This window comes from Acinetobacter sp. YH12156 (genome assembly GCF_013418235.1).
GTDB lineage: Bacteria > Pseudomonadota > Gammaproteobacteria > Pseudomonadales > Moraxellaceae > Acinetobacter > Acinetobacter pseudolwoffii.
The window spans coordinates 26,773-46,125 of the sequence record NZ_VPCL01000003.1 but is presented as its reverse complement, the minus strand read 5'-3'; the positions used below and the strand labels follow the sequence as shown (position 1 = coordinate 46,125).

The window sequence follows — 19,353 nt, the reverse complement described above, 5'->3', positions numbered from 1 at the left end:
ATTATCCTTGTGAACGCATAATCTCATTTGACTGCGCAATTTTCTTTTTCCACTGTTCCGCACGACGGGTACGATCAGCCACTTGACCTACAAGCTGTCCACACGCCGCATCAATATCATCACCGCGTGTCTGACGAATCGTACACACAAAACCGGCATCAGACAAAGTTTTTTGGAAAGAAATAATGCGGTTACGGCTTGAACGCCCATAAGGCGCGTGCGGGAAAGGGTTGAATGGAATCAAATTAATCTTGCTCGGCAAGTTCTTCAGCAGCTTAATCATTTGCTGTGCATGTTCAGGATGATCATTCACACCATCCAGCATCACATATTCAATGGTGACGTGTTTACGTGAACTTTCATTACCATCTTTGGCAATATAACGCTGACACGCCGCAATCAGTTGTTCTAACGGATATTTCTTGTTGATTGGCACCAGTTCATTACGCAGTTCGTCATTTGGTGCGTGCAATGAAATTGCCAGTGCCACATCAATGTCTTTGACCATTTGATCGATTTTCGGCACCACACCTGATGTCGATAAGGTCACACGACGTTTCGACATGCCATAAGCAAAGTCGTCCAGCATAATGCGCATGGAATTAAGTACGGCATCGTAGTTAAGCAGTGGTTCGCCCATGCCCATCATGACCACATTCGTGACTGAACGTTCACGATCTGCCACAGGCACATCTTCCATATAGGAATAGTTCGCCACCCACAACTGACCAATGATTTCTGACTGATCTAAATCGCGCTGAAAACCCTGTTTACCGGTTGAACAGAATGAACAGTCCAGTGCGCAGCCCACTTGAGACGAAATACACAAGGTACGACGTAGGCCGCTACGATGTTCAGCAGGAATCAATACAGTTTCGACAAGAGAGCCGTCACCATCACCGACACGGAAGACCCATTTCCGGGTACCGTCTTTAGAATAATTTTTATGCACCACTTCGGGCGCTTTAATTTCACAAATACGTTCCAGTTTTTCACGCAGTTTGCCCGAGATATTGGTCATCTCGGCAAAATCGGTCACGAAAAATTGGTGAATCCATTTCATTACCTGCCCGGCACGAAACTTCTTCTCCCCCATATCCTCAAAGAATTTCTCCATTTGCGGACGAGACATGCCGAGTAGGTTCACTTTTTCCACAGCATTCTGCTGTGTGGGAGTGGACGGAGATGGTTGCTGTGCAGCTGAAACTGCAGATACAGCGACGACTTCAGTACTCATGTGTATTACCTAAACCATGTCTAAAGATCAAAGGAGAAGCTCAATATGTGAGCAAAGAATTATTCAAAGAATAAAAAAACCAGATAAGTATAATAACACTTATCTGGTTTGAATACTGCGAATTAACGAGTACGTGGAGCAATCTCAGTTTGAGCGAAGAAGTAGTTAACTTCACGGTCAGCTGATGCTACAGAGTCAGAACCGTGAGCAGCATTTTCGTCGATGCTTACAGCGAAATCTGCACGGATTGTACCAGGAGCAGCTTCTTTAGGATTCGTCGCGCCAAGGATGTCACGGTGAGCAAGAACAGCGTTTTCACCTTCAAGAACTGAAACAACCACTGGACCAGAAGTCATGAAAGCAACAAGATCAGCAAAGAAACCACGTTCTTTGTGCTCAGCGTAGAAGCCTTCAGCTTCAGCTTGAGTCAAGTGTTTCATTTTAGTTGCAACGATTTGAAGACCAGCTTTCTCAAAACGAGCAAAGATGTCGCCGATGTGGTTTTTAGCAACTGCGTCTGGTTTTACGATAGATAAAGTACGTTCGATAGCCATGATAGGCTCCTTAAGTCAATTGTTGACATGAAAATTTGGCGCATTATACCGAGATAATGCGCATTTTTCTGCTTTTACACTGTAAAAATATGCTTTTTTCAATCGGGCACTTAACGCGCTTCGTCAATCCATGCCATTTGAATCGCTTCCAGCAGACCTTCTGTGGATTTAGTCGGGTCATCCGTAAACTCAGGCAAGGCACATACCCAGGCGTGTAAATCAGTAAAACGAATCCACTGCGGGTCCACATCTGGATGCGCTTCGTAGAGTTCAATCGCGATATCCAGGGTATCAGTCCAACGTAAACCCATCTCTATTTCTCACCATATTTGCTTTAATGCTGTACTTTAGCAAATTTATAAAAATCTGCGAGCTTTCGCCCCAGTTTTCACTTACTTTTACAACATAATATTGAGATAAGGTGCGCTCAGCACAATGACCACGGCCATCATGCCTCCGATCATTGCCCCAACCGCGACATCACTTGGATAATGCAATCCCAGAATCATGCGCGATAAAGCCACCAGCAGCGTAAAAGGGAGCATCAACAGCAATAATAGCGGTGCAACATAACCCAAGACTGTGGTTGCCATTACCGCATGCAAGGTATGTCCAGACGGAAAACTAAAATGATCAAGCGGCCGCTCACCCAGTCGAATCACCTGGTGCACCTGATAAGGTCTTGGACGTACAGTTTTTGTTTTGAGAATTTTATAAATCAGCGTACCGAACGTTCCACCCAAAATGATATAGAGCATCTGTAGCCCATACTCCAAGCCACGAAGTCCCCATGCAGCAAAACACATCACATACCAAAACACGCCATCCCCCAAACGGCTAATGATTTTAAAAAAAGCAGCGATTCGATTTGAGTGGGAGAGATGATTGAGGTAGACACAGCCTTTTAAATCTATTTCTAAAAATTTGAGTTTGGCATTGTGGATTTTCATCATGTTGCTCCCGCTCTTGTTTTAATTAGGTCATTTATTTTGCCTTGTGATTGAGTACAGAACCTGTTCAAACTGCTCTACAGGATGTTGCCATCCGACCTTCTGTGCACAGTGTGAAGCATACACACCCATTCTTCTAAGTGTGTGATAATCTGGTAACTTTAAGATATTGGCTGTTAAATCTTCTTGCAGACCCAGTGAGCTGAGCCAGCCTGTTCGGTCGTGTTGTACATGTAGATGTGCACAAGCATAATCATAAGCAATAACCGGCAGTCCACTGGCCATCGCCTCCAATACCACATTGCCAAAGGTTTCAACCTGACTCGCAAAGCAAAACACATCGGCACTGGCATAGGCTTCAGCAAGCTGTTGACCACGCAAACTCCCGGTAAACACAATCGAAGCATCATGATTCAACTGCTCTAAGCGCTGTCGGTCTGGACCATCTCCGACCACCACCAGACGCACATCCTGACAATACATATGACGCAATGTGAAATATGCCTGAATCACCACTGGTATTTCTTTTTCAGGCGATAAACGCCCGACATACAACATGACACGGGTCTCTTTGGAAGCTCCCCAGTTCTGGCGTAGGGAATCAGAACGCCATTTAGGTGAAAAGGCTTGTGTATCTACCCCTCGCCCCACCACAACCAGTGGACACGTCACTCCAAATTTGTGGAGTGCTTCGGCAGTTTCACGACTCGGTACACAGGTAATTGCGGTATGGTTATGAAACCATTTGAGATAATGCTGAATAGGTTTAACCAAGAATGCCAAATCAAAAAAACGGCTAAATTCCTGAAATGGAGAGTGAAAGCCGCTTGATACAGGAATTTCAAGGAATCTTGCAGTTTGCTGCGCGGCAAGCCCTAATGGGCCTTCTGTGACGATATGCACTACATCGGGTGCAAAGACTTCTACCGCATGGCGAACTTTTAGAAACTGCGGCCAACCGAACTGTAAGCCTGAATATTTGGGAATACGCTGTGCTTTAACCAAACATTCCCGATAGGGTTGAAATTCAGCACAGATGCCTTTTTGCTCGGGTCGAATCAATAAAATTTTATGCCCCTGTTTTTTCAGCCCTTTGCAGAGTTGTAACAGTGAATGGGCTACACCATTAATTTCAGGTGGCCATGTTTCGGTCACTATGGCAATTTTTAAGCGGGGGCGTACCAAATCTGCAAGCGCAGATGATTTTTGAGGACTTTTCAGACGTTGCTGTTTTAAGTCAAATTGAAAGCCATCAAGGAATGCTTGTTGTTTTGTTAAGGCTTGGCTGTAGGGCTGATTCATGTCGCACCTATCTTACTTATTTATGTTTTAAGCAAAGCATAGGTGTTCTGTGTGACTGTTTGATGAAGTAGCAAAAACTTAATAATGGGTGCTATGCAACCCAAAATAAGCCTTCTGAATTGAATATCATTTTGGCTGTAGAAGCTTTTTGATCTTTAATAGTTAGAATTAATCCTTTGTAGTAATTAGGGTCATTACAATCAATAAATACATCACGCTTAAAAATATCTTTTATCTCAAAAACTAAATTGCTCTCAATAAAATCATTAATATTTATTAGATTATTTTCTGTACTAATCTCAAATCCTAAGCATTTAACTTTCATGCATTTTCCAATAAAAACCCCATAATAACGAGGTCTTTATAGCATAAAATTCAACCAAAAGGAGTATTAATTCTTTTACTTATCAACGATTTTGTCTACTTGAATCCAAGGTACGAAAAAAATAAAGCACTGCTTTATTCTTCTTGAGGCACGTAACACCAAAAATAAAAAACCCACTCAAAATGAGTGGGTCTTCGCATTCAAATCAATTGATTCGAGAAATTAGTTTTTCTCTTTATCAACAATTTTATTTGCTTGAATCCAAGGCATCATCGCGCGAAGTTTGTTACCCGTTACTTCGATACCGTGAGCAGCGTTTTGACGACGACGAGCAGTCATAGATGGGTAGTTCAACGCACCTTCTTGAATGAACATCTTCGCGTATTCACCAGACTGAATACGTTTAAGTGCATTACGCATCGCTTCACGAGACTGCTCGTTAATTACTTCAGTACCCGTTACATATTCGCCATATTCAGCATTGTTCGATACAGAGTAGTTCATGTCCGCGATACCGCCTTCGAACATCAAGTCAACGATCAATTTAAGTTCATGTAGACATTCGAAGTACGCCATTTCAGGCGCATAACCAGCTTCAACCAAAGTTTCGAAGCCCATTTTAACCAGCTCAACTGCACCACCACAAAGAACTGCTTGCTCACCGAAAAGGTCAGTTTCAGTTTCTTCACGGAATGAAGTTTCGATAATACCAGTACGGCCGCCACCTACGCCTGAAGCATAAGAAAGTGCAACGTTACGCGCGTTACCAGATGCATCCTGGTGAATTGCGATTAAGTCAGGAACACCTGAACCACGCTGGTATTCAGAACGTACTGTGTGACCAGGTGCTTTAGGCGCAACCATGATTACGTCAAGGTCAGCACGTGGAACAACTTGGTTGTAAAGAATCGAGAAACCGTGAGCAAACGCTAAAGTAGCACCTTGCTTGATGTTTGGCTCAATCTCGTCACGATAAAGTTGAGATTGGAATTCGTCAGGCGTCAAGATCATGACTACATCCGCTTGCGCTACAGCAGCAGCAACTTCAGCAACTTTAAGACCTGAATTTTCAGCTTTTTTCCAAGAAGTAGAGTTCGCACGTAAACCTACAGTGACATCAACGCCAGAATCTTTCAGGTTAAGCGCATGCGCGTGACCTTGTGAACCGTAACCAATGATCGCTACTTTCTTAGATTGGATGATAGATAAGTCAGTGTCTTTATCGTAAAAAATTTGCATTGCTGTCTCCGCTTAATGCTTGTTTGTCCGTTAAATCAGGCAATGACCCTTGTATTTACATTGCCTGATACCCCCTTCTTATTAGGATGAGGAAATATTTAAATTAGATGGTTAAAACTTTTTCGCCGCGCGCAATACCTGAAACGCCTGAACGCACCACTTCTAAAATGGTGTGTTCTGCAAGTGCATCAATAAACGCATCAACTTTTTCAGTCGTACCTGCGATTTGAATGGTATAAGTCGTTGGTGTTACATCGACAATCTGACCACGGAAAATATCTGCGGTACGCTTAATTTCGTCGCGAGATGAACCCAATGCTTTGACTTTGATCAGCATCAGTTCACGCTCAATGTGCGCACCTTCAGACAGGTCAACCACTTTCACCACTTCAACAAGCTTGTTGAGTTGCTTGGTGATTTGCTCAATCTTGTGATCATCGCCATAAGTGGTCAAAGTCAAACGAGAAAGTGTTGGATCTTCAGTTGGCGCAACGTTTAATGTTTCGATGTTGTAGCCACGCTGTGAGAATAAGCCCACTAAACGGGAAAGCGCACCTGCTTCGTTTTCAACAAGTACAGAGATGATATGTCTCATGCTGTGCGCTCCCCTTTTGCTAACCACATATCTTGCATCGATTGACCTGCAATCAACATCGGATAAACATGCTCAGTACGATCAACCATGACGTTAATAAATACGCACTTGTCGTTAATCGCCATCGCTTCTGCAAGTTTCGACTCAAGCTCATCGGCATGATCAATCTGAATACCGACGTGACCATACGCTTCCATCAACTTGGCAAAGTCAGGCAGTGACTCTACATAAGAGCTAGAATGACGACCTTCGTAATTCATGTCCTGCCATTGTTTCACCATACCTAAAGCACGGTTATTCAGGCACAAGATTTTTACGTTCAAGCCATATTGCTTACAGGTCGAAAGCTCCTGGATACACATCTGAATCGATGCTTCACCCGTAATACACACCACCTGTTGATCCGGGAAAGCAAGCTTCGCAGCCATCGCATAAGGCAAACCTACACCCATAGTGCCTAGGCCACCTGAGTTAATCCATTGACGCGGACGCTTGTATTTGTAATACATCGCACCAAACATTTGATGCTGGCCTACGTCCGAAGTAATGATCGCTTCGCCATTGGTCACTTTATCCAATACCTGAACCACTTGTTGTGGCTTCATCACACCATCAACACCTGCTGCATAACGACCGCCATGCACTTTGCGCCATTCATTAATCTGAGACCACCATGCCGCAATCACTTCAGGATTTGGCTTGGAAACATTGAGCTGTTTCAACTGGTTCAACATTTCAGTCAATACCGGCTCTACCGCACCGACAATTGGAATGTGCGCCATAATGGTTTTTGAAATCGTCGCCGGGTCGATGTCAATATGAATCACTTTGGCATTCGGACAGAATTTTGCCGGATTGTTGGTGACACGGTCATCGAAGCGCGCGCCTACACACAGAATCACATCTGCATTGTGCATGGTCATGTTGGCTTCATAAGTACCGTGCATACCGAGCATACCGATGAACTGTTCATCATCACCCGGGAATGCGCCCAAGCCCATTAAGGTATTGGTTACCGGATAGCCCAATAGATGCGCAAGCTCTGTCAATTGTGCAGATGCATTGCCTTGAACCACACCACCACCCGAATAAATTACTGGGCGCTTAGCATTGACTAATTCTTCAATCGCTTTACGAATTTGACCTGAGTGACCACGAAACGGTGGCTGATACGAACGCATCTTCACTTTTTCCGGGTATTCGTAAGCAAATTTTTCTGCAGGATTGGTCGCATCTTTAGGAATATCGATTACGACAGGGCCTGGACGACCAGATGACGCGATATAGAATGCTTTTTTGATGATTGCAGGAATTTCGCTGGCATGACGCACCTGGAAACTATGCTTCACGATTGGACGTGAAATGCCGACCATATCGGTTTCCTGGAATGCATCTTCACCAATCAGATGACTCGCAACCTGACCTGACAAAATCACCATCGGGATTGAGTCCATATAGGCCGTTGCAATTGGCGTTACCGTATTGGTTGCGCCCGGACCTGAGGTCACCAACACCACACCGGTCTTACCTGTAACGCGTGAGTAAGCATCCGCCATGTGACCGGCAGCTTGTTCGTGACGTACGAGGTAATGATTGATTTTGTCTTGTTGAAATAGCGCATCATAAATATGAAGAACTGCGCCGCCTGGGTATCCAAAAACATGTTCAACGCCTTCGTCCGCTAATGCGCGAACAAGCATTTCACCACCAGATAGAAGTTCCAACGTGATTCACCCTAATATTATGACACTGCACAAATGGGAGGCATTTGCAGTGTTTCATTTGTTAACTGTCTGCACTGTTATAGCACACAAATTTCATAGTTTTCATAGCAATAGGAAAAAAATCTGATCTCTTGGCTGTTCGAGCAATACAAGACCTAAAACATGTTGGGATAAACATATTTTGCTTAGCTTTGTTCAATTTCTCGGCTAGAGAAATCGCCCACTGCATGAAATGACACTTAGTCGAAGGGTGATCGATTAAGGCATATAAAACTATTGCAGCATTCTTGTGTTTTCAGGCTTTAAAGTCAAGTTTAAAAAACAGGCAATATGCGCTTAAAAACACCTGATTTGCTGTTTTTAACAGCGATCTAGAGCAAGGACAGTAATAAAGAATTAATCTAATAATATTTAATCCAATAAAATTCATAAACTTATATATTTAATTTTATAAATTTTTAGTATGTCTTATATAAAAAAAATGAATGAATTTTTAATAAATCCAGTGAAGTTGTTTATCAATAAATTTTGTGTCTGAAAATTTGCTCACCACTTCTACAAAACGAGATGCAGAAGCTGTTCGATCCGTGATCATGAATAGAGCAGATAAAAATTCATTATTTTTACTGTGAAAATCACTACAATAATTGCAGTATTCCATGCCTAGCAAGCCAAGGCCCAAGAACAATGAAAATATCTTTTTTAACCGTCTTCAGTTTGAGTTGCGCAGTTGTTTTGAGCATCTGTAGCACTAGCGCTTCCGCGATCCAGTATCATAAATGGGTCGATGCGAAAGGCGTCACCCACTACACCAAGACGCCACCGCCGAAATCTGCAAAAAAAGCCACCACAGTGGATACGTATGGCTGGAAAAATTCAGCACCGACATCACCTAGAATGGCTGAAACTGAAGTGCAAACCGAGAACACATCGCAAGAAAAACAGCAACAAGCCCCTCAAGTTCCTGCGAATCAGGACCAGCAACAACGTGAAGCCAACGAAGCCTTGCAGCAATCTAAAAATCGTGCAGTCGCTTTATAAGACACCTCCATATAGAACAGCATGTTTTTTCTTCGGGAAATACCGGCGCAAAATTCACTTTTAGGTGCATTTTGCGCTATGCTGTGCAACAGACTTTTTTCACCGTAATTCACTGATACGTTTATGACTACTCACATTGATTCCGAATATCAAGCCAGTGCGATTGAGCCTCAAGTCCAACAGGATTGGGAATCTCGCAAAGCCTTTAAAGTTGCCGACAAAGTAGAAGGTCCACGTCGTTATATTCTCTCGATGTTCCCTTACCCAAGTGGCAAGCTGCATATGGGTCATGTGCGTAACTATACGATTGGTGACGTGATCAGCCGTTTCCATCGCTTAAAAGGTGAAACTGTGCTGCAACCGATGGGTTGGGATGCTTTTGGTCTGCCTGCTGAAAATGCAGCGATTGCACACCAGGTTGCTCCGGCAAAATGGACATTTGAAAATATTGCTTACATGCGCGACCAGTTGAAAAAACTCGGTCTTGCAGTGGATTGGGATCGTGAATTTGCCACCTGTACCCCTGAATACTATCGTTGGGAACAATGGTTATTTGTTCAGCTTTATAAAAAAGGCTTGATTTACCGTAAGCTTTCAACTGTAAACTGGGATCCAGTCGATCAGACAGTTCTTGCCAACGAACAGGTTGAAAATGGTCGCGGCTGGCGTTCAGGTGCACTGGTTGAAAAACGTGATATTCCAATGTACTACTTCCGCATTACTGATTATGCGCAAGAGTTACTTGACGACCTGGACACGCTTAAAGATGGCTGGCCACAACAAGTGTTGACCATGCAGCGTAACTGGATTGGTCGCTCACAAGGGATGGATATTACCTTCCCTTCAGCAAATCCTGAAATCTATGCAGATGGTTTAACAGTCTTCACAACACGTGCCGATACCTTGATGGGTGTAACGTATGTTGCAGTTGCAGCTGAACACCCAATGGCACTGAAAGCGGCTGAAACAAACCCAGAATTGGCTGCATTCATTGAAGAATGCCGTATGGGTTCTGTGGCAGAAGCAGATCTTGCCACTGCCGAGAAAAAAGGCATGGCAACCGGGCTATCTGTGAAGCATCCTGTGACTGGCGAAGAAGTTCCGGTCTGGATCGCCAACTATGTGTTGATGTCTTACGGTTCAGGTGCGGTGATGGCGGTGCCTTCACACGATGAGCGTGACTTCGAATTTGCCAATAAATATGGCTTAAGCATCAAACAAGTCATTGATGCCAAAGGCGCTGACGATAGCGACTTTTCTGCAACAGAATGGCAAGAATGGTACGGTTCGAAAGAAGGCAAACTGGTGAATTCAGGCGAGTTTGACGGTCTAGATTTTCAGGGTGCATACGATGCATTCCTAGCTAAACTAGAAGCAACAGGTCTGGCAAGCTCTAAAGTTCAATTCCGTTTACGTGACTGGGGTGTTTCCCGTCAGCGTTATTGGGGTTGTCCAATTCCAATGATTAACTGTCCATCATGTGGTCAAGTGCCGGTGCCTGAAGAGCAACTTCCTGTTGTACTTCCGACTGACGTGGTTCCAGACGGTTCAGGTAATCCATTGAACAAGATGCCTGAGTTCTATGAAACGTCATGCCCAAGCTGCGGTGGCGACGCGCGTCGTGAAACAGATACGCTAGATACCTTCGTAGAATCATCTTGGTACTATGCACGTTATGCATCGCCTGACTTTACCGATGGCATGGTAAAACCTGAAGCTGCTCAAACATGGCTTCCAGTAAATCAATACATCGGTGGTGTTGAACACGCGATTCTGCACTTACTTTATGCACGCTTCTTCCACAAATTGATGCGTGATGAAGGTGTAGTACAAGGTAATGAACCATTTACCAACCTGTTAACTCAAGGTATGGTTTTGGCAGATACTTATTACCGTGAAGCTGAATCAGGCAAGAAAACCTGGTTTAACCCTGCAGATATCGACCTCGAACGTGATGAAAAAGGGCGTATTCTGTCTGCGAAATACCAAGGTGATGGTCAGGACGTAATTGTTGGTGGTCAGGAAAAAATGTCGAAATCGAAAAATAACGGTATCGACCCGCAATCCATTATCGACCAGTACGGCGCAGATACCGCACGTGTGTTCATGATGTTTGCAGCTCCACCAGATCAATCACTAGAATGGTCTGACGCCGGTGTTGAGGGTGCAAACCGCTTCCTGAAACGTGTATGGCGTTTAGCAACAGGCTTCCTTGAAAAAGGTAACGGTGCATCAAACATCGACAAAGCGGCACTGTCTACGGCTGCACAAGACCTACGTCGTAAAACTCATGAAACCATCCAAAAAGTCGGTGATGACATCGAACGTCGTCATGCATTTAACACTGCAATTGCTGCATTGATGGAACTTCTAAACGCGAACAACAAGTTTGAAGCCCAAGATGACAATGACGTTGCGGTAGCACGTGAGTCGATCACTACACTTCTGACTTTGTTAGCTCCATTTGCACCGCACTTAAGCCAAACTTTATTGGCTGAGTTTGGGATTGAATTGAATTCAACCCTATTCCCTGCTGTGGACGAATCTGCACTGACACGTAATACGCAAACCATTGTGGTACAAGTGAACGGTAAGCTTCGTGGCAAACTTGAAGTTTCTGTGGGTGCATCAAAAGATGACATCTTGGCGCAAGCCAAAGCATTGCCTGAAGTTCAACAATTCCTGACTGGTCCAACCAAGAAAGAAATTGTGGTACCGAATAAATTGGTGAATTTGGTGGTTTAAATCCTGAGGAATTGTTTAAGCACTGCTTTAAACAATTCTGCAAGGGGATGAGGGCGAATAATTCACCTCTCCCTAACCCTCACTTGCGTTCAGTTTTAAAAGCGCTGCTTTAAAACCTCACTCAGGAGAAGGACTTTAAGAAATAATCCCTCCAAACTTCCCTTTGCCAAAGGGAGGCTTAAAAAACACAAAGCCCGTTGCCAGCCAGCGGGCTTTGACTTTACAATCCGGTTCAGGATTTCAAATATTTCCCTGAGGGAAAAAGAGGATACTCATGCATTTAGGCAAACGTTTAGCAGCAATTGTTTTAACTTGTGGTCTAAGTGCAGGCTTAGTCGGCTGTGGCTTTCATCTAAAAGGAACCAATCCGAGTTCTGCACCTGTTGCCTATTCGGTTATGAGCCTTTCTTTACCCCCCAATACTGAAGAATTACAAGAAAAGCTGGCGGTTTATTTAGGTGCTGCGGGCGTACAACTCAGTAATGTACCAGAAGCTTATGTTTTACGTGTTCTCGATTACACGCCGCGCCGCTTAGAATTGAATGGTAAGCTGGTTGAAACCTTGCTGCGTTTAAATGTAACCTTCCGCATTGAAGATGCGCAAGGCAATCCGGTGACCGAACCACGCACTGTGGTGGCAACGCGTACTTATCAATATGACATTGAAACAGTCAACACTGATGACCAGGAACAAAAGTTTTTGAATCAGGTGATTATTGATGATGTGGCACAGCAGATCGCGCGTCAGATTTCATCGAACCGCCTACCCTTGGCCAAACAAAATACCCCAGCGCAACCTGCTCAATAAGAACGCCTTATGAAACTTGACTATCTGCAAGCCCTAAAACGTGTCGATGAAGCTCGCGGTGCCTGGGTCTTGCATGGTCAAGAGCCTTTGCTAGAACAAAACCTGATCGATGCCTTTCGCACACATTGGCAAGCCAAAGACATCGAACGTCAACGTTATGATGTCAGTTCAGTTTCTGAGTGGAAAAATGTCTTTAATGCATTGAACAGTTTGTCATTGTTCTCAACCCAACTGGCAGTTGAAGTGCATGGCAATATCAAACCAGATGCCAGTAGCCTCAAACTGCTGAAAAGCTATTTACAACAAGACAGTGATAATCTGCTATTGGTCGTTATGCCCAAGCAAGATGCGAGCAGCCTCAAATCCAGCTTCTTCCAGACGGTTGAGGCCAATGGTGTCTGCGTTGCGCTTACTGCAAATTATCCACGCGATCGTCAGCAAATTTTGGCAGTTGAAGCAGAGAAACTGGGGATTAAACTGGCCCATGATGCCTGGCAATGGCTGGAACAGCATCATGAGCACAACTTGCTGGCAGCCAAAAACAGCCTGATGCGGGTCAGTGACACCTTTGCTGAAGTTGATGTGATTCAGATTGATCATTTATATGCCTGCTTACAGGATCAATCACGCTATAGCACCTATGATTTGAGTGATGCCCTGCTGCAAGGCAATCTCTCGCAATCGATCAAGATTTTCCAGTATCTGGTCGCTTCAGGTGAACCGATGAGCCTGATCTTATGGAGCCTGAGCAAGGAAATGCGTCTGTTGATGCAATTGTTTGAACAGCCGCAAAATGCCTTGCAAATTGGAATCTGGAAAACCAAAGTCGGGCTATATCAGCAAGCTTTACGCCGTCTCAGCCCCCAACGCTTTTTGAGCTGGCCCCAGCTGTTAATCCGTATTGATGCAGCCATTAAAGGAATGTCCAAAGAGAACCCTGAACATCTCATCTTACAGGCCATTGCTGAAATGTGCGGTCAACGCTTATTTTTAGCGCCGAGTGCTTAACCAAAGAAACGTGCAAACCAGCCCTTGCCTTTTTTGCTTTCCTGAGCACGTAAATAACTCAACATATTATCGCGCACTGCATCGACATAGTCCTGATCATCATGTTGAATATGATTGATCAGCCATTTGGACAATAAACGATATAAATCATTTTCAATCGATTCTCCCTTCTCGAACTTGAGACGATAATCATTGAGTCGTTTCACAAATAATTCATGTATACCGCGATGCGAAGGTAGGTATTGATAACTGACCTGTTCCAGCAGGTTTTCTTCAAAGCTGAAATGTGACTGGGTATAATCGATTAAATCCTCCAAGACCTCTTTGATTCGATCGCGATCTCCTGTGCTTTTTACCTGCTCCAAAGCATTGATATAATCTAAAATTTGACGGTGCTGATTATCGATTACGTCGATTCCAATATTATAGCTTTCATTCCATTCCATCGTTAAACCCTCATCAATGTTGCGAGCAAAGTTGTATTATTTTTGCACAATAAATGTGCATTTTCTTGTTAAGCGGTAAAACCATAATTTTTTTATGGAATTAAATCTTACAAGCTTTATTTATTTAAATCCATATATAAAACATGGGTTTTTAAAATTTTTTTCTACTTAATTTTCAACTGGTTTTTACTATTGGGACTAAAGGGAGGAAAATTAAGCCAGAAATAGCCTTAGAACAAATATCACACAACAAATCTAGTATGTTTGGTCTTATGTCTTTATTGATTCACACTCGATTTTATTTGTGCAGCGCTTTGATTGAAAAAATACTGTTGGGAACAGTGATCATTTTATTTAAGAGTCAGCTGATGATCTTTTAAATAGGATCGATGTTATCTATAGAGGGTCAAATCCTGTTATCAATGTCAGAACAAGCAATTCATGGAGCATTTTAAAATGGTCTGTATGGACGATATTTTCAGAAATCGGCCAATAGAAAATAATTCTCATTATAATTCAAAAAATTCACGATTTATCCCAATTTCGCTTTTATAATCAATCCCTATCTTTGATCCGAATTCGTACTCAATATGCCAAAAATAAAACCGACGAAACTAATTATGGCCGCCGTGATTGCCATTGTGTTAATCGCTGCGGGGTGGTATTTCCTCAAACCTAAAGAACAGCCGCCACAGTATATTACTGCTGAAGTAACACAGGGTGATATTGAAAGTTCTGTACTGGCGACCGGTATTTTAGAAGCCACCAAAATGGTCAGCGTAGGTGCCCAGGTTTCTGGCCAGGTGAGACAAATGTATGTGGAACTCGGTGATCAGGTTAAACAGGGTCAGCTGATTGCACGAATTGATTCTGTTCGTCAGGAAAATGATTTAAAAACTGCTGAAGCCAGCATTAAAAACCAGATGGCACAGCTTGCAGTGAGACAGGCGAATCTGGCCAAAGTTGAAGCTGAATACAATCGTCAGAAAGCCATGTATGCACAGGATGCAACTTCCCGTTCAGAGCTGGAATCTGCATTTGCCAGTTATAAAACGGCTCAGGCCGATATCACGGCAATCAATGCACAGATCGAACAGTCGCGCCTGACCTTGGCAACTGCCAAAGAAGACTTGGGTTATACCCAGATTGTGGCACCGATGGATGGCACGATTGTGGCGATTGTGACCGAAGAAGGTCAAACCGTGAATGCCAATCAAAGTGCACCGACCATTGTGAAACTGGCCAAGCTCGACACCATGACCATCAAAGCTGAAATTTCTGAAGCAGATGTGATGAAAGTGGAAGAAGGCCAAACCGTTTATTTCACCACGCTGGGCAATAACGAGAAAAAGATTTACGCCAAACTACGTCAGGTTGAACCTGCACCCAATTCGATTAATACCGATTCAAATACATCTGGTTCATCGTCAAGTTCTGCGGTGTATTACAACGCTTTATTTGATGTGCCAAATGAAGACGGCAAACTGCGTATTGATATGACGGCGCAGGTTTATATCGTGCTGGATGAAGCTAAAAATGTGCTGACCATTCCAGCCGCTGCGATTCAGAGCTCAAATCGTCCGGCACGTGCCAATCGGGGTGAAGGTTCTCGCGGAGAAGGTTCCCGTAGCGAAGCTAATCCAGCAGCACGTCCTGAAACTGAATCGGCTCAAGGCAACCGCCCTGCCGCTGAACGCCCTGCCCGCCTAAATCTGTCTGACGCTGAAATTGCGCTGATTGAACAAGGCAAAGCACAGCGTGGCATGGTTCGTGTCTTGCAAGCCGATGGTACTGCAAAACCAACCCCTGTATTAATCGGTTTGAATAACCGCGCGACTGCGCAAGTGCTGAAAGGTTTAAAACGTGGTGATCAGGTGGTGATTGCTGATGGTTCTGACACCTCCAATGATGCAGCAAAACGCGGTGGCAATAGCCGTGGCCCAATGAGAATGTAAGCATGAATTCACAACAACAGCCTCTCCTCGAGGTGAAAAATCTGGTTCGTGAATTCCCTGCGGGTGAAAGCACGGTCCAGATTTTAAAAGGGGTAAATCTGGAGATTTATCCGGGTGAACTGGTGGCGATTGTCGGCCAGTCCGGTTCCGGTAAATCAACCCTGATGAACATTCTGGGTTGTCTGGACAAACCGACCACCGGTAGCTACAAGGTCAAAGGCCGTGAAACCCGCGAACTGGAAGCGGATGAACTGGCGCAATTACGCCGTGAATATTTCGGCTTTATTTTCCAGCGTTATCATTTACTGGGTGATTTAAACGCAGCAGGCAATGTGGAAGTTCCTGCGATTTATGCCGGTGCAGATTCATCTGAACGGCATGCGCGAGCCATCAAGATTCTGACTGATCTGGGTCTGGGTGAAAAAACCCAGAACCGTCCAAGTCAGCTCTCTGGTGGTCAGCAGCAACGTGTTTCGATTGCCCGTGCGCTAATGAATGGCGGTGACGTGATTCTGGCCGATGAACCGACAGGTGCATTAGACAAGAACAGCGGTATTGAAGTGATGCGTATTTTGCGTGAACTGAATGCCAAAGGTCATACCATCATTCTGGTCACGCATGATCATAATGTGGCTAAAAATGCGACACGAATTATCGAGATTTCAGACGGTAATATCATTTCCGATCAGCCCAATGTTCCTGAAGTCGAAGAGCATCTGGAAAAACAGCCGCTAATCCGCAGTGAACAAAAGAAGATTTCTTCATGGCGTTCTGCAGTTGACCGTCTGGGTGAGGCCTTCCGTATGGCCTTGCTGGCCATGAATGCACATCGCATGCGGACTTTCCTGACCATGCTCGGAATCATTATCGGGATCGCTTCGGTGGTCTCGGTGGTCGCACTGGGCAATGGCTCACAAAAACAGATTCTGGAAAATATCAGCAGTCTGGGCACCAATACCATTACCGTATTTCAGGGCCGAGGCTTTGGGGACAATTCCAGATCTTCACAGTCCAAAACCCTGATTCCGGCCGATGCCGATGCACTGGCCGAACAGCCGTATGTCGATGGCGTCAGTCCGTCGGTGAATAGCAGTGTCACCGGCCGTTATAAAGAAATTGAAGCTTCAACCACGGTCAACGGCGTCAGTGAAGATTTCTTCTATGTGCGTGGCATGACCTTCCAGTCCGGTCAGCCCTTTGACCGCAGTAGCGTCATGCAACAGGCGCAAGATGTCGTCATTGACACCAATACCAAAAATACCTTCTTTAAGGATGGCACCAATCCGGTGGGTCAGGTGATTTTACTCGGGAGCGTACCGAGCCGGATTATCGGGGTGATCGACGCGCAAAAAGGCATGATGGGCAATAATGACAGCCTGAATGTCTATCTGCCGTATTCCACCGTGATGAGCCGTATGCTGGGGCAATCCAATGTACGTAGCATCATTGTGCGGATTAAGGATGAATACCCAAGTGCGGCGGCTGAAAATGCAATTTTAAACCTGTTGGTACAGCGCCATGGTGCGCAGGATGTGTTTACCCAGAATGCCGACAGTATTCGTGAAACCATTCAGCAGACCACAGCGACTATGACGCTTTTAATTTCGGCGATTGCTGTGATTTCACTGGTGGTCGGCGGGATCGGGGTGATGAATATCATGCTGGTGTCCGTGACTGAACGTACTCAGGAAATTGGTGTGCGTATGGCGGTGGGTGCCCGTCAAAGTGATATTTTGCAGCAATTCCTGATTGAAGCCGTTCTGGTCTGTATCTTGGGTGGTATTTTGGGTGTGCTGCTTTCCCTCGGGATTGGCCAATTAATTACCCATTTTGCCGGCGGTACTTTCCAGATGGCCTATTCAACCACTTCGATTGTAGCGGCCTTTGTCTGCTCAAGCCTGATCGGGATTGTGTTTGGCTTTATCCCGGCACGTAATGCCGCTCGTCTGAATCCAGTCGATGCGCTCTCTCGCGAATAAGGAACCTGATATGCAAATGAATTTAACCAAGCTTGCCAGTGCCCTGTTGCTGGGAAGCTCGCTGACCGGTTGTGCGGCAGTGGTAAAAACACCTTATGAGCAGCCTGCGATTAATATGCCTGGCAATTTTCAAAATAATAAGGTTTTAAGTCAGCAGATCCATGCCGACATTCTGGCAGATCAATGGTGGACCTTATTTAAAGATCCGCAATTGAACAGTCTGGTCGATCAAGTGCTGGCGCAGAATACAGATCTGGCGGTGGCTGGCATCAGTTTACAGCAGGCGCGCATTCAGGCCAGACAGGCACAAAGCCAGCAAGGCGTCCGTGTCGGTGATGCACGAATTTCAACGGGCCAGCGTTTTGATCTGGAGGGTGGCAGCAATGCTTCGACGGGTCTTTCACTGGGCTATCCGGGCTTAAGCTATGAACTGGATCTGTTTGGCAAACTGGCCAATCAGACTGAAGCGGCGCGCTGGGAAGCCTTGGCATCTGCACAGGACTTACAGGCGACAGCGCAGAGCCTGATTGGCACCACGGCACAGCTTTACTGGCAATTGGCTTATTTAAACGAGCGTTATAGCGTGGTACAGCAAAATCTGGCAACGGCGCAAAAAACCTATGATCTGGTGCAGGTACAATATCGTGCCGGTGCGGTGTCCGGTCTGGATTTAACCCAGGCCGAACAGGCGATTCAAAGCCAGCAAGCCACCTTAAGCCAGATTGAGCAGCAACGGGTGGAAACGCGTACCGGCCTCGCAGTATTGCTGCATATGCCAGTACAACAGCTTTCTATTCAGGAGCCAAGCCGTTTACCGAATATTCAATTACCGAGTATTCAGGCCGACTTACCCGCGAGTTTATTGTCCCGTCGTCCCGACCTCCAAGCGACTGAACTACGTTTGCGTAAAGCGCTGGCCAATAAGGATGCCAACAAAGCCAGTTATTATCCTTCAATCAGTCTGACTGGGAATTTGACCACAGGTATTGGCAGCAGTACTTCGCTTTCAAATGCGTTGAAGAATCCGGTGGCGACTTTAGGTGCGGGTCTGACCTTGCCCTTCCTGCAATGGAATGACATGAAACGTGATCTGCAAGTCAATGAGCTGGAATATGAAAAAGCGATTATGCAATATCGCCAGACCATGTATGAAGCCTTTGCCGATGTGGAAAATGCCTTATCGAACCGGACTGAAATCAGTAAGCAAGTCACTTTGCAGCAACGTAATGTCGAACTGGCTGAACGTACCGAACGTCTGACTGAAGTACGTTATCGTAATGGCGCGGTGGCGTTAAAGAACCTGCTGGATGCACAGGAAACCACACGGAATGCACGGCTGTCTTTGGTACAAACCCGACAGAACCAGTACAATGCCTATGTGACTTTAATGCAGGCATTAGGTGGCAGTCCAATCCAGCAATTACCTTAAACAAAGCTTGAACCAT

Annotated in this window: 17 protein-coding genes; 7 read left to right on the top strand and 10 right to left on the bottom strand. The window is 45.0% G+C overall.

The annotated features are described in order from the left end of the window. Position 1: 1 nt before the first annotated feature. From rlmN to FTU87_RS05020, 9 genes are all read right to left on the bottom strand, one after another. Positions 2-1,237, bottom strand: coding sequence for a 23S rRNA (adenine(2503)-C(2))-methyltransferase RlmN (rlmN, locus tag FTU87_RS05060; protein WP_005095669.1), 1,236 nt, complete (start codon positions 1,235-1,237; stop codon positions 2-4). 122 nt (positions 1,238-1,359) lie between these two features. After that, positions 1,360-1,791, bottom strand: a complete 432-nt coding sequence (gene ndk, locus FTU87_RS05055; protein ID WP_004647460.1) for a nucleoside-diphosphate kinase — start codon at positions 1,789-1,791, stop codon at positions 1,360-1,362. A gap of 110 nt (positions 1,792-1,901) precedes the next feature. Then, positions 1,902-2,102, bottom strand: coding sequence for a Fe-S cluster assembly protein IscX (gene iscX / locus FTU87_RS05050; RefSeq protein ID WP_100329232.1), 201 nt, complete (start codon positions 2,100-2,102; stop codon positions 1,902-1,904). Between the two features lie 87 nt (positions 2,103-2,189). Next, positions 2,190-2,741 carry a phosphatase PAP2 family protein gene (locus tag FTU87_RS05045; RefSeq protein WP_005095663.1) on the bottom strand — a complete coding sequence of 184 codons (552 nt, stop codon included), beginning with the start codon at positions 2,739-2,741 and terminating at the stop codon, positions 2,190-2,192. Between the two features lie 30 nt (positions 2,742-2,771). Further along, complete coding sequence (locus tag FTU87_RS05040) at positions 2,772-4,043, bottom strand: glycosyltransferase family 1 protein (RefSeq protein ID WP_180001545.1); 1,272 nt, start codon at positions 4,041-4,043, stop codon at positions 2,772-2,774. A gap of 91 nt (positions 4,044-4,134) precedes the next feature. Next, the gene (locus tag FTU87_RS05035) at positions 4,135-4,368 is read right to left on the bottom strand and encodes a hypothetical protein (protein ID WP_074384026.1); all 234 of its coding nucleotides are present in this window, start codon (positions 4,366-4,368) and stop codon (positions 4,135-4,137) included. A 222-nt stretch (positions 4,369-4,590) separates the two neighbouring features. Then, complete coding sequence (gene ilvC, locus FTU87_RS05030) at positions 4,591-5,607, bottom strand: ketol-acid reductoisomerase (RefSeq protein ID WP_005172704.1); 1,017 nt, start codon at positions 5,605-5,607, stop codon at positions 4,591-4,593. Between the two features lie 103 nt (positions 5,608-5,710). Next, on the bottom strand, positions 5,711-6,202 hold the full coding sequence (ilvN, locus tag FTU87_RS05025) for an acetolactate synthase small subunit (RefSeq protein ID WP_004813125.1): 492 nt from the start codon (positions 6,200-6,202) through the stop codon (positions 5,711-5,713). Continuing rightward, complete coding sequence (locus FTU87_RS05020) at positions 6,199-7,926, bottom strand: acetolactate synthase 3 large subunit (protein WP_034608751.1); 1,728 nt, start codon at positions 7,924-7,926, stop codon at positions 6,199-6,201. Before FTU87_RS05020 ends, ilvN begins: the two co-directional genes overlap by 4 nt. A 687-nt stretch (positions 7,927-8,613) precedes the next feature. Between FTU87_RS05020 and FTU87_RS05015 the strand changes: the two genes are divergently transcribed. The 4 genes from FTU87_RS05015 to holA all read left to right on the top strand — a co-directional run bounded on the left by FTU87_RS05015 (position 8,614) and on the right by holA (position 13,528). Beyond that, positions 8,614-8,967, top strand: coding sequence for a DUF4124 domain-containing protein (locus tag FTU87_RS05015; RefSeq protein ID WP_180001546.1), 354 nt, complete (start codon positions 8,614-8,616; stop codon positions 8,965-8,967). A gap of 123 nt (positions 8,968-9,090) precedes the next feature. Next, entirely contained in the window at positions 9,091-11,712 is a 2,622-nt protein-coding gene (leuS, locus tag FTU87_RS05010; protein WP_180001547.1) for a leucine--tRNA ligase, read from the top strand. A gap of 274 nt (positions 11,713-11,986) precedes the next feature. Then, positions 11,987-12,520 carry a hypothetical protein gene (locus FTU87_RS05005; protein WP_180001548.1) on the top strand — a complete coding sequence of 178 codons (534 nt, stop codon included), beginning with the start codon at positions 11,987-11,989 and terminating at the stop codon, positions 12,518-12,520. 9 nt (positions 12,521-12,529) lie between these two features. Next, positions 12,530-13,528, top strand: a complete 999-nt coding sequence (gene holA / locus FTU87_RS05000; RefSeq protein WP_074384021.1) for a DNA polymerase III subunit delta — start codon at positions 12,530-12,532, stop codon at positions 13,526-13,528. Here holA and FTU87_RS04995 read toward each other — a convergent pair. Then, on the bottom strand, positions 13,525-13,974 hold the full coding sequence (locus FTU87_RS04995; protein WP_005172715.1) for a bacteriohemerythrin: 450 nt from the start codon (positions 13,972-13,974) through the stop codon (positions 13,525-13,527). The genes holA and FTU87_RS04995 overlap by 4 nt on opposite strands. Before the next feature lie 590 nt (positions 13,975-14,564). Between FTU87_RS04995 and FTU87_RS04990 the strand changes: the two genes are divergently transcribed. Genes FTU87_RS04990 through FTU87_RS04980 form a run of 3 tightly spaced genes read left to right on the top strand, consistent with a single transcriptional unit; the run spans position 14,565 to position 19,337 of the window. Beyond that, positions 14,565-15,929: a MacA family efflux pump subunit gene (locus FTU87_RS04990; RefSeq protein WP_180001549.1), complete on the top strand. Its 1,365-nt coding sequence runs from the start codon at positions 14,565-14,567 to the stop codon at positions 15,927-15,929. Positions 15,930-15,931: 2 nt separating this feature from the next. After that, positions 15,932-17,908, top strand: coding sequence for a MacB family efflux pump subunit (locus tag FTU87_RS04985; protein WP_180001550.1), 1,977 nt, complete (start codon positions 15,932-15,934; stop codon positions 17,906-17,908). Positions 17,909-17,918: 10 nt separating this feature from the next. Further along, positions 17,919-19,337 (top strand): efflux transporter outer membrane subunit, encoded by a 1,419-nt coding sequence (locus FTU87_RS04980; protein ID WP_159516231.1) that lies wholly within the window; start codon positions 17,919-17,921, stop codon positions 19,335-19,337. Positions 19,338-19,353 lie beyond the last annotated feature (16 nt).